Source organism: Myxococcota bacterium (assembly GCA_035498015.1).
Lineage (GTDB): Bacteria > Myxococcota_A > UBA9160 > SZUA-336 > SZUA-336 > VGRW01.
Window position 1 is genome coordinate 1 of sequence record DATKAO010000152.1, and the last position, 11,249, is coordinate 11,249.

Annotated in this window: 12 protein-coding genes; 6 read left to right on the forward strand and 6 right to left on the reverse strand. The window is 70.0% G+C overall.

The annotated features are described in order from the left end of the window. Nucleotides 1-6: 6 nt before the first annotated feature. The gene (locus VMR86_13825; GenBank protein ID HTO08123.1) at nucleotides 7-867 is read right to left on the reverse strand and encodes an SDR family NAD(P)-dependent oxidoreductase; all 861 of its coding nucleotides are present in this window, start codon (nucleotides 865-867) and stop codon (nucleotides 7-9) included. A gap of 113 nt (nucleotides 868-980) precedes the next feature. On the opposite strand from VMR86_13825, the gene VMR86_13830 reads away from it, so the two are divergent. From VMR86_13830 to VMR86_13840, 3 genes are read left to right on the forward strand one after another with little or no spacing between them, the layout of a single operon-like run. Continuing rightward, a complete protein-coding gene (locus VMR86_13830) occupies nucleotides 981-1,700 on the forward strand; it encodes a glutathione S-transferase N-terminal domain-containing protein (protein HTO08124.1) in 720 nt (239 codons plus the stop codon). A gap of 57 nt (nucleotides 1,701-1,757) precedes the next feature. Next, the gene (locus VMR86_13835) at nucleotides 1,758-3,392 is read left to right on the forward strand and encodes an acyl-CoA synthetase (GenBank protein HTO08125.1); all 1,635 of its coding nucleotides are present in this window, start codon (nucleotides 1,758-1,760) and stop codon (nucleotides 3,390-3,392) included. Then, nucleotides 3,389-4,213, forward strand: a complete 825-nt coding sequence (locus VMR86_13840; protein HTO08126.1) for an SDR family NAD(P)-dependent oxidoreductase — start codon at nucleotides 3,389-3,391, stop codon at nucleotides 4,211-4,213. Before VMR86_13835 ends, VMR86_13840 begins: the two co-directional genes overlap by 4 nt. Nucleotides 4,214-4,231: 18 nt before the next feature. Here the strand turns inward: VMR86_13840 and VMR86_13845 are convergent, their stop codons facing one another. After that, nucleotides 4,232-4,390 carry a hypothetical protein gene (locus tag VMR86_13845; protein HTO08127.1) on the reverse strand — a complete coding sequence of 53 codons (159 nt, stop codon included), beginning with the start codon at nucleotides 4,388-4,390 and terminating at the stop codon, nucleotides 4,232-4,234. 121 nt (nucleotides 4,391-4,511) lie between these two features. After that, nucleotides 4,512-4,829, reverse strand: a complete 318-nt coding sequence (locus VMR86_13850; GenBank protein HTO08128.1) for an RNA-binding protein — start codon at nucleotides 4,827-4,829, stop codon at nucleotides 4,512-4,514. A 290-nt stretch (nucleotides 4,830-5,119) separates the two neighbouring features. Here VMR86_13850 and VMR86_13855 point away from each other — a divergent pair, with 290 nt between their 5' ends. Further along, nucleotides 5,120-5,959 carry a transporter substrate-binding domain-containing protein gene (locus tag VMR86_13855; GenBank protein HTO08129.1) on the forward strand — a complete coding sequence of 280 codons (840 nt, stop codon included), beginning with the start codon at nucleotides 5,120-5,122 and terminating at the stop codon, nucleotides 5,957-5,959. Further along, a complete protein-coding gene (locus tag VMR86_13860; protein HTO08130.1) occupies nucleotides 5,956-7,365 on the forward strand; it encodes a M48 family metalloprotease in 1,410 nt (469 codons plus the stop codon). The genes VMR86_13855 and VMR86_13860 overlap by 4 nt, the downstream gene beginning before the upstream one ends. A gap of 3 nt (nucleotides 7,366-7,368) precedes the next feature. On the opposite strand, the gene VMR86_13865 is transcribed toward VMR86_13860, so the two are convergent. After that, nucleotides 7,369-8,199 carry an MBL fold metallo-hydrolase gene (locus VMR86_13865; protein HTO08131.1) on the reverse strand — a complete coding sequence of 277 codons (831 nt, stop codon included), beginning with the start codon at nucleotides 8,197-8,199 and terminating at the stop codon, nucleotides 7,369-7,371. Further along, nucleotides 8,196-8,720, reverse strand: a complete 525-nt coding sequence (locus tag VMR86_13870; GenBank protein HTO08132.1) for a VOC family protein — start codon at nucleotides 8,718-8,720, stop codon at nucleotides 8,196-8,198. The genes VMR86_13865 and VMR86_13870 overlap by 4 nt, the downstream gene beginning before the upstream one ends. 39 nt (nucleotides 8,721-8,759) lie before the next feature. Between VMR86_13870 and VMR86_13875 the strand changes: the two genes are divergently transcribed. Beyond that, on the forward strand, nucleotides 8,760-9,944 hold the full coding sequence (locus tag VMR86_13875) for an LLM class flavin-dependent oxidoreductase (protein ID HTO08133.1): 1,185 nt from the start codon (nucleotides 8,760-8,762) through the stop codon (nucleotides 9,942-9,944). On the opposite strand, the gene VMR86_13880 is transcribed toward VMR86_13875, so the two are convergent. Next, nucleotides 9,932-11,074 (reverse strand): amidohydrolase family protein, encoded by a 1,143-nt coding sequence (locus tag VMR86_13880; GenBank protein HTO08134.1) that lies wholly within the window; start codon nucleotides 11,072-11,074, stop codon nucleotides 9,932-9,934. The genes VMR86_13875 and VMR86_13880 overlap by 13 nt on opposite strands. Between the last annotated feature and the right edge of the window lie 175 nt (nucleotides 11,075-11,249).

The window sequence follows — 11,249 nt, forward strand, 5'->3', positions numbered from 1 at the left end:
CGCGAGTCACTCCGTGAGGACGGTGGGGGTGACCGGGTTCTTCTGCGCGCGAACCTCGTCGAGCCGTTGCTCCACCGCAGCGAAGATCTCGGGCTGCGCCGCGAAGATGTAGAAGCGCTCGTCGCGGATCGCCTCGAACACGCGCTGCGCCACTACGCTCGGCGCGAAGCCTTGCTTCACGCCCTCGCGCAGCGCCAGCTCGATCGACGCGCCCAGCGCGCTCGCCTCGGGGGTCGGCGGGTCGTGCGCCGCGTCGCTCTGGCGATTGCGCGCCGAGTCCATGATGCGCGTGTTGATGAAGCCGGGACACAGAACCGATGCCTTCACCGGTGAGCCGCGCAGCGCGAGGTCGCCGTGCAGAGTCTCGGTCAGAGTCACGACGGCGTGCTTGGTCACGTTATAGATCGCCATCCCGGGGTTCGAGGTGAGGCCCGCCATCGAGGCCGTGTTCACCACGTGACCCGGCTGGTTCTGGCGCAACAGGATCGGCACGAAGGTGCGGATCCCGTGGATCACCCCCCAGAGGTTGACGCCGAGCACCCACTCCCAGTCTGCGAGCGAGTTCTCCCAGGCTTCACCCGTGACGACGACGCCCGCGTTGTTGAACACCACGTGCACGCCGCCGAAGCGCTCGAGCGCGCGCTGCGCGAGCCGATCGACATCGCCGGCCTGAGATACGTCCGTGCGCACGCCCAGCACCTGGGCGCCGCCGGCCTCGAGCTTCCTCACCGCCGCCTCGAGCGCGGCGGGCTCGATGTCCCCCAGCACGAGCTTCATGCCCTCGGCCGCCAGCCGCTCCGCGGTGGCGAAGCCGATCCCACTCGCACCGCCCGTGATCACCGCCACCCGTTCGCGAAATTGCTTCATGCGGCGATGCTACCGCGGCGCCGACCGAGACGTCGGGCTTTGCAGCGCGCCGAAGAGCCACGACGCACCGCTCGGCAGCCATTCTCAGTCGCACTCTGCAGTAAGCTGCCCCGATGATCGACCTCTACTACTGCCCTACGCCGAACTGCCAGAAGGTCTCGATTGCGCTCGAGGAGCTCGGCCTGCCCTGTCGCGTGCGCCCGGTCGACATCGTCGCGGGCGACCAGAACGAGCCCGCGTACGCGGCCATCTGTCCGAACCGCAAGGTGCCGGCGATCGTCGACTCGGAGGGTCCGGGGGGCGCGCCGCTCACGCTCTGGGAGTCGGGCGCGATCCTCTGGTATCTGGCGGAGAAGACCGGAAGGCTCCTGCCGCGCGATGCCGCGCGCCGCGCGCACTCGATGCAGTGGCTCTTCTGGCAGATGAGCTACGTCGGTCCGATGATGGGTCAGCTGCACCACTTCGTGCGCTACGCGCCCGAGCGACTCGAGTATCCCATCGCGCGCTATCGCAGCGAGGTCGAGCGGCTGCGCCGCCTCTTGGACCGCACGCTGTCCGAGCACGAGTATCTCGCCGGCGAGTACTCGATCGCCGACATCGCCTGCGTGCCGTGGATCAAGATGTTCGGCCTGGGCTACCCCAACGAGGCGCCCTATCCCCACATGGACGCCTGGGTCGAGCGCGTGATCGCGCGGCCCGCCGTGCAGCGCGGCATGCGGGTCGACCTGGACAAGATCCGCCCCGTGGTCGTCGGCGCCGTGCCGGTCACCGACGACGTGAGGAAGCACCTCTTCGCTTCGTACCAATCGGGCGACGGCTCGACGCGCGGCTGACCTTTTCAGCGGCTCCCGTGCGTGACAAGTGCCGTCGGCCTCGGGCAGGATGCGCGCATGGAGTTCAATCTCGGCGAGGTCAACGAAGCGATCGCGGCGGCGATCCCCGAGCGCGAAATGATCATCTGGCGCGACCGCCGACTGACCTACGGACAGGTGGCGGAGCGCTCCCGCCGGCTCGCGCACTACCTGCGCAGCCGCGGCCTCGGGCTGCGCCGCGAGCGCGCCACGCTGACCGGCTGGGAGTCGGGGCAGGACCAGGTCGCGCTCTATCTGTACAACTGCCCCGAGTACATCGAGGGCATGCTCGGCGCGTTCAAGTCGCGTACGGCCCCTTTCAACGTGAACTACCGCTACGTGGACGAGGAGCTCGTCTACCTGCTGCGTGACTCGCAGGCGCGCGCGATCGTGTACCACGCCTGCTTCGCGCCCACGCTGGCGCGCATCCTGCCGAACCTGCCGGGGCTCGAGGTGCTGTTGCAGGTCGAGGACGGCTCGGGCCAGCCACGGCTGCCCGGCGCGGTCGACTACGAGACGGCGCTCGCGGGCGCGGCCGCGGGGCCGGTCGGCGAGCGCCTGTCGCCCGACGATCTCTACATCCTCTATACCGGCGGCACCACCGGAATGCCGAAGGGTGTGCTCTGGCGACAGGCCGACATCTTCGTCGGGGCGCTCGGCGGCCGCTCGCCGTCTGGCGGTGAGTCGCAGTCACTCGACGAGCTCGTCACGCGTGCGACGAGCGGCTTCAAGCTGAAGACCATGCCGACCCCGCCGCTGATGCACGGCGCGGCGCACTGGGCGTCGTTCAACGCCTTCCATGCGGGCAACACGGTGGTGTTCCAGAGCGTGGTCGACCGGCTCGATCCGCACGACGTGCTGTCGACCGCCGAGCGCGAGAAGGTCCATGCCATGCTCATCGTGGGCGACGCCTTCGCGCGCCCGCTGATCGACCAGCTGCGCAAGTCGAGCTACGACCTGTCGGCGCTGCTCGCGATCGTCTCCGGCGGCGCGGCCCTCAACGCCGCGTTGAAGCGGGAGCTGCTCGAGCTCCTGCCGAAGATCAACATCGTCGACGCCGTCGGCTCGTCCGAGACGGGATCACAGGCGTCGAACGTCTCGAACGGGGCATCGGGCGCGACGACCGGGACGTTCACGCTGGGGCCCGGCGCGTGCGTTCTGTCGGAGGACCTCTCGCGGATCGCCCGGCCCGGCGACGCCGACCTCGGCTGGTTCGCGCAGAGCGGGCGTGTGCCGCTGGGCTACCTCGGGGATCGCGCCAAGACGGAGCGCACCTTCCCCGTGATCGGCGGTGTGCGCTACTCGGTGCCTGGCGACCGCGCGCGGCTCCGCCACGACGGGATCCTGGAGCTGCTCGGACGGGACTCGGTCACGATCAATTCCGGCGGCGAGAAGATCTTCGCCGAGGAAGTCGAGCATGCGCTGAAGTCACACCCCGCGGTGCTCGACGCCGTGGTCTGTGGCCGGCCCAGCGAGCGCTGGGGCAACGAAGTGGTCGCGATCGTGCGCCTGCGCGAGGGCAGCGCCGTCCGCGAGCGCGATCTGCTCGCCGAGTGCGAGAAGCACATCGCGCGCTACAAGCTGCCCAAGGCGTTCCTGTTCCGCGACGAGATCGTGCGCTCGCCGTCGGGCAAAGCCGATTACCGCTGGGCCAAGGCGCAGGCGGCTTCATGACCGATGTGCGGGGACGGACCGCGTTCATCACGGGCGGCGCCAACGGGATCGGGCTCGGGATCGCGCGTGCCTTCGCACACGCGGGCGCCAAGCTCGCGCTGGCCGACCGCGACGTCGCGGCGCTGGAGAGAGCCAAGAAGGAGCTCGGCGAGGTCAGCTCGGTCGAGACGGTCGAGCTCGACGTGCGCGATCGGGACGCGTACGCGCGCGCAGCCGACGCCGTGGAGCGGAAGCTCGGCCCGGTCTCACTCTTGTTCAACAACGCGGGCGTCGCTGGCGGCGCTCCCGCGCCCAAGCTCACCTACGAGCTCTGGGACTGGGCGATCGGGATCAATCTCGGCGGCGTGATCAACGGCATCCAGACCTTCCTGCCGCGCATGGCCGAGCGCAGCGCGGGCGGACACATCGTGAACACGGCCTCGGGCGCGGGGCTCGCTGCGACCACGTCCGGCGTCCTGTACTCCACCGCCAAGTTCGGGGTCGTGGGCCTGTCCGAGACACTCCAGCTCGAGCTGGGCGCGTTCGGGATCGGAGTCAGCGTGTTGTGTCCCGGGCCGGTGGCGACCGACATCGTCGCGCGCACGGCCCGGAGCCAGCCCCCCGCGAACGAGTCACTGAGCGACGAGCAGCGCAAGCTCCGAGCCGAGCGCCTCGGCCTGGCGACCCGAGTGCTGCAGCAGGGCGTGAGTCCGGACCGGGTCGGGGAGCGGGTCCTCGAGGCGGTGCTCGGGAACCGCCTCTACATCCACACCGATCGCATCATGGAGCAGCTGATCGCGGCGCGAGCCCAGGCGCTGCTCGACGCGCTGCCCGAGGCGTGAGCCCGTAGCTCGAGGGCCTCAGCGTTCCTTGCGCGGGTCGGCAGCCGGAGGAAGCACGCCGTAGCTGTCGAGGTCGGCGCGGTCGGCGACCTGGCCACCCTTCGGTACCTCGGAGTCCGGGCTCTGTCGCGTCGCGCGCTTCAGCTCGGCCCGCTCGGCCTTCTTCTGCTCACGCATCCGCTTCTGGACGGACATCTTCCTGGACCGCGCCACGCGGCCTCCTTCGGTGTTGGTTAGGAGAGTGGGGAAGGAGAAGAGGGGCGAGAGAGGGCATTGCGCGCTCTCCCGCCCGAGGCTCCTAGTAGCGCGGGCCTCGGCCGCCGCCGCCGCCGCGACCACCGCCGCCGCCGCCGCCGCCGCCCGGACGAGGCTTGTCCTGCGCCTCGTTCACCTTCAGCGCGCGGCCACCGAGCTGAGTGCCGTCGAGCGCCCGGATGGCGTCGGTGGCCCCGCTGGGCTCCGACATCTCGACGAACGCGAATCCGCGCGGACGACCGGTCTCTCGATCGGTGATCACTTTGACGGATTCCACGCTGCCGTGACGCTCGAAGAGCTCACGCAGCTCGTCTTCCGTCGAGCTGAAAGGAAGATTGCCTACATAGATCTTGTTGCCCATTTTCCGAATGAATCCTCGTCGCAAACCCAAATCCGTTGGGTACGACCTGCTCTGGCTCCCATCCAGAACGTCTGAACGATAGCCCCTGAGCGGGCCGAGAAGGAGTCCGACGGGGAACAGATACGGGCCGTAAAGGCGACGGCCTGCTAGCCGATCGAACGTCTCTCGAGGCGGGAACCCTAGCAAGAATCCACACGACCCTCTAGAGCGATCGAATTTCCGGGCGCACCGGGCCTTCATGGCCCTGCCTTTCGCCTAGGATAGGTGCCCAACCCCGAAGGAGATCGCGCTTGAGCACCTCGCCCCGCACCTCTGCACCCACGCGCGGGCTGGCCGCGGCGCTCTGCGCGTTGCTCGCGCTCGCGAGCTGCAACCGGCCCGCCCATCTTGCCGCCCAGGGGTCGCCCATCCCGCGCATCTTGAAGGCGGGCGAGCTGCGCGTCGGCACCAGCGCGGACTCGCCTCCGATGACGGTGCACGACAAGAACGGGAAGCTGATGGGACTCGAGATCGACTTGATGGAAGCGCTGGGCGCGACCATGAACGTGAAAGTGCGCTTCGTCGAGATGCCTTTCGCGGAGCTGATTCCGGCGCTCGAGCGCAGTGACATCGACCTGGCCGTCGCGGGCATGACCATCACGCCGGAACGCAACGCGCGCGTGGCTTTCGCGGGGCCCTACTTCATCTCCGGCAACACGCTGCTCACGCGCACGCGCGAGCTGGCCGACGGCGACGACGCCGCGAAGCTCGACGATCCGAAGCTGTCTTTCGCGGCGCTCAAGGGCTCGACCAGCGAGGCCTTCGTGCGCAGTCACTTGCCGAAGGCCAAGCTCGTCGCGGTGCCCGACAACGACGCGGGCGTGAGGGCGCTGCTCGCGGGCGAGGTCGACGGCCTGCTCTCCGACCTGCTGGTGTGCACGGTGGCGCGCATGCGCCACCCCGATGCCGGGCTCTACATGCGCTTCCCGCCACTCTCGACCGAGCCGCTCGGCGTCGCGCTGGTCCCCGACTCGATGCTGTTCCTCAACCTGGTGACGAACTACCTGAAGACGCTGGAAGAGACTGGCGAGCTGGCGCAGCTGAAGGCCAAGTGGATCGGCGGGGGCGAGTGGCTGGAGCGCCTGCCATGACGAGTCGGCGCTGCGCGGCGGTCACGCTCGCGCTGCTCGCGGCCGTGCTCGCGCCCGCCGCGCGCGCGGATCGCACCGTGCTCCTGGACTCGACCTACGACGACCGCGATGCCGGACGCGACGCCGCCAAAGGCGTCGAGGCGCAGATCGGCCTGCTCGGCGACGCCGGGCTCGACCGGTACATCCAGGGGATCGGCGACAAGCTGCTGCGCGCGATCCCGAACCGGCCCTTCGAGTACCAGTTCCGGGTCGTCGATCAGGCCGCGCCGAACGCATTCGCCCTGCCCGGGGGACACATCTTCGTGTCGCGCGGCCTGCTGGTGCTGGCCAACGACGAGGACGAGCTGGCCTGCGTGATCGGCCACGAGATCGGTCACGTGGTGAAGCGCCACGCCGCCGCGCAGCAAGAGAGCGCGCGCGGCGCGTTCCCGCTTTTGAACTCGATGCTGCGCGCGGGCCAGTCGGCCGCCTTCTCGCGCGACCTCGAGCGCAGCGCGGACCACGACGGCCAGATCCTGTGCGCCGCGGCGGGCTACGACCCGCGCGGACTGGCGCGCTTCCTCGAGTCACTCATGAACTGGGAGAAGCTCGAGACGGGCAACGTGCGCGAGGCCAGCTTCTTCGACAGTCACCCGCTGTCGTCCGAGCGCGCGACCATCGCGCGCGTCGAGGCGAGCGAGCTGCGCTGGACGCGCGATCCGAAGCTCGGCGACCCGCGCGCGGCGCTGCTCGCGCACATCGACGGCCTCGCGGTCGGACAGAACCCCGCGGCTGGCATGTTCCTGGCCGACGTGTTCGTGCACCCCGCGCTCGGCTTCAAGCTGCGCTTCCCGCGCGGCTGGGCCAAGGCCAACACACCCCAGGCCGTGGGCGCGCAGTCACCGCGCGGCAACGCCGTGGTGTATCTCGCCAACGACGTTCCGAAGGGCGAGCCGCGCCAGGTCGCCGAGGCCTGGGCCGCGGAGAACGTGAAGGGCAAGGGCGAGATCGACAAGGCAGCGGCCTTCGCGGTCGGCGGGCTGCCCGCCTGGCGCCTCGACGTGTCGGGCAGCTCGATGCGCGCGATCGTCACGTTCATCCCGTTTGCCAACGACGTCTGGCGCCTGATGGGGGCCGCGGTCGAAGACAAGGACCTGGAGGCGACGCTCGCCACCACGCGCAGCTTCCGCGCGCTGACCGACGACGACCGCGCCGCGCTGCGCGTGACCCGCCTGGCGATCGAGCGCGCCCAAGCCGGCGAGGACCTGAGCAGCTTCACGTCCCGCACGCACAACGCCTGGGGCTCGTACCCGACCGCGATCTACAACGGGCTGTCGCCGAGCCAGCGCTTCGAGGGCGGCGAGACGGTCAAGATCGCGCGCGAGGAGCCGTACTCTCCGCCGGGGAACGGAGCCACGGCACCGTAGCTGCTACCAGCTCACCGTCGTCAGGTCGTCGCCCGCGATCAGCTCGCCCGTGAATCCGCCCTTCCGGACCTCGTCGGTGAAGGGCTTGTATCCGCCGCGCGGCAGCGGGATGAAGTGGGTGAGCACGAGCCGCCGCACGCGCGCGCGCTCGGCAGCGGCGCCCAGATCGACGGCGTCGGCGTGATACTCGGCGATGGCTTCGAAGCGCGTGCCCTTCGCGGACTCGGCGAACGAGCGCAAGCGCACCTCGTGCACCAGGACGTCCACGCCGGCCGCGAGCGCTTCGACCTCGGCACAGACCCGCGTGTCACCGCTCACGACCACCGAGCCGGTGGGGCCTTCGATCTTGTAGGCCACGGCGGGCAGCACCGGCTCGTGGTGCACCGACACGGCCGTGACGGCGACTGTTCCGAAGCGCGCGACCTCGACGGGCTGCTTCGCGGGCTCGAAGGCAGTCACTTCCACCGTGGGCGGGCCGCCGTGATTCGCGTGCTCGATGCGGACCGCGATGTCGTCCTGCCAGGGGTCGAGCACGCGCGCGGCGAAGCGCGCCGTCGGTCCCGCGGGAGCCACGATCCGCGTCCGGTGCGCGCCGGCGAGCCAGCGCGACAAGACCAGGTCGGCCAGAGCCACGAGATGGTCGGAGTGGTGGTGCGTGAGCAGCACCGCGTCGAGGCTCGGCAGCGGCGTGCCGGAGCCGGCGAGCCGCAGCACCGTTCCGCGGCCGGCGTCGACCTGGAGCCGGACGCCGTCCACCTCGACCAGCGTCCCCGCGCCGGCCCGCTCTGGATCGGGGACCGGGACACCCGTTCCCGTGAGCACGACGCGGTTCATCGACCCGCCTCCTCTGTCCGTTTCTCGAGATGCTCGACGCGGCTGCCCAGCACGCCGGGCATGTACTCGATCAGCTCGACCAGGTTGCCGTCGGGGTCGCGGCACAGCACCACGGCCTCGATGCCGCTTCTCGGGTCGGGCGGATCGGGCGGCTTGGTGAAGACGATCCCGCGCCGGGAGAGGTCGGCGTAGGCGGCGCGCACGTTGCGCGTGCGCAGGGCGATGATGCGCGGCACGCGCTCCTCGATCGGCAAGTGACTCTGACCGTCGACGAGCACGGGCTCGATCCATTCGATCAGGTCCAGGCGCGTGTGGTGCTCCTCGGGGCCGAGCGCGAGCAGCGCGCCGCGGCCCTGGGCGCGCTTCATGCCGAAGTTCGCCGCCACGAACGCGGGCCAGACCACGTCGCGGTTGTCGCGCAGCAGCCGGAAGCCGAGCGTCTGGTAGAATGCGAGTGAGCGCTCGAAGTTGCTCGCGTTGACCGTGAAGTGGAAGATGCTTCGGACTTCCCAGTCACTCATCGGCCCTGCCCTCCGACGGCACGATACACGAGGCGCGCATTGAAGTTCGACGTGTTCTGCGAGATCCAGAAGGCGCGGCCCTTCCCGCCCGACCACGAGCGCGCGTTGTTCGCGGAGACGCTCGCGCAGGCGGTGCTCGCCGACGAGCTCGGCTTCGGCTGCTGGTGGGAGGTCGAGCACCACGGCGCGGTCGAGTTCTCGTGGAGCTCCGCGCCCGAGGTGTTCCTGACCGCGCTCTCCCAGCACACGCGCCGCATCCACCTGGGACACGCCGGCGTGCTGGCGCCGTTCCGCATCAACCACCCGCTGCGGGTCGCCGAGCGCGCGGCGCTGCTCGACGTGCTGTCGAACGGCCGGCTCGAGCTCGGGCTGGCGCGCTCGGGCGGGAACGAGTGGGACACCTTCCACGTCGACCCGGCCACCTCGCGCGCGGAGCTGGTCGAGGCCATGCGCATGATTCCGCAGATGTGGACGCAGGATGCGTTCGAGTGGGACTCACCGCTTCTGAACATCCCGCGCCGCAACGTGATTCCCAAGCCGGTGCAGAAGCCGCACCCGCGCCTGTGGCAGACCTGCGGCAGCCCCGAGTCCTTCCACCTGGCCGGCACGCTCGGCGCCGGCGCGCTCGGCACCACGCTGCTGACTCCGCTCGGCCAGATGGAGTCATTGCTCAAGGACTACCGGCGCGGGCTGGGTGAGTGCCGCGAGCCCGCGGGGAAGCTGGTGAACCGGCAGGCCGCGGTCTTCACCTTCGTGCACGTGTGCGAGTCGAAGAAGGAGGCGGTCGAGAGCGGCGCTTCGGCGGCCGCCTGCTGGTACGTGAACACCGCGCCCAGGATCTTCAATGCGCCGGCCGAGATCTGGTACGGACAGATCCGCGGCGGCTTCCTGGCCAACGACCCGTCCGCGACGCGCTCGCTCGAGTCGGGCGGCGGCGGCGACGTCGTGGCGGGCGCGCAGCGCGAGGTGCCGGTCGTGGCGCTGCTGAAGCGCCTGGCCGCGGGTGAGTCGGCCTCGAACGAGGAGATCTTCGAGACACTCGACCCGCTGCCCTCCGTGATCGTGGGCGACGTGGAGTCGTGCCGCAAGAAGATCGAGGCCTACCGCGAGATCGGCGTCGACCGCCTGATGTGTCTGGTGCAGTACGCGGGGCTGCCGCAGGAGCGCATCCTGCGCTCGCTGCGCACGATCGGCGAGCGGCTGATCCCCGTCTACGACCGCTGAGGAATCTGGAACAGCCTTCGGGCGTTCTCGCCCAACACCAGGCGGCGTCGCCGCTCCGAGAGTCCGGCGACGCCTGCGCGGATCTCGTCCGCCGCGTTCAGGTGTGAGTCGATGTGCGGGTAGTCGGAGCCCCAGCACAGGTGCTCCTCGCCGAGCAGGTCGAGGGTCGCATCGATGCCGCGCTCGGACGGGTCGAACACGGTGTAGACGTTGCGCTTGAAATACTCGCTCGGCCGCAGCTTGATCGCGTCGCTGCCGAAGCGCTCGAACTTCTCGTCGAGCCGGTCCATCACGTAGCCGGGCCAGCCGCCGCCGCACTCGACGACGCACGCGTTCAAGCGCGGGAAGCGCTCGAACAGCCCGTCGCAGACCAGCGCCGAGATCGCCGGAATGAGCTGGAAGGTGCCGCCCATCCCGAACGAGAACACCATGTTCGACTCGCCACGCGCCCGATCGAACCACTGGCCGAACGCGTTCACGCTGCGGTTGAAGCGGACGATCACGTGCAGGCAGAACGGCAGGCCGCTCTCCTGCAGCTCGGCCCAGAGCGGATCGAAGTCGGGGTGCGACGGGCGCTTGCCCAGCACGGGCTCGGGCGCGACGAACACGCCCTTGAAGCCGAGCTTGAGGCAGCGGCGCAGCTCGCCGAGCGCGAGCGCGGGATCGTAGAGCGGCACGTGCGCGATCGGTGCGAAGCGGTCGAGGTGCCCCGACGAGAAGTCCCACTGCCAGCGGTTGTAGGCGCGCGCGTAGGCGATGGCGAGGTCGGGGTCGTCCTCCTTGTCCCAGAGGATCCCGATCGTCGGGAAGATCACGCCCGCGTCGACCTGCCAGTCGTCGAACAGCTTGAGCCGCGCGGCGGGGTGCATGCTCGCGGCCGGCGCGCCGTCCAGGTAGGTGAGCGTCGGATTCGTGAACAGATCGCGCGCGTCGAGCTCCGCGCCGCCCAGCCCGGCGAGCCCGAACGGCATGACGACCTCGTTGTCGACCACCAGTCGCTCGCCCTGGCCCGGGACCGACACGATCTTGATTGCGCGGTCGCGGTAGCGCGGCTCCAGGTACTCCTCCCAGAGGGTGGGCGGCTCGAGGATGTGCGCGTCGGCGTCGACGGTGAACGGGCGCGGGTCCATCGCTGCTCCAGACATATCAGATCGAGGTCAGATGGGCGCGGGCCCGGTGCGACCCGTCAGCAGCCACTCGACCATGGGCAGGTGCTGGCGGCCGATGAACGGCTCGCCGCCCACCAGGTACACCGGAACGGTGTAGAGGCCGAGGGCCTCGAGCTCGGCCTGCAGCGCCGCGCGC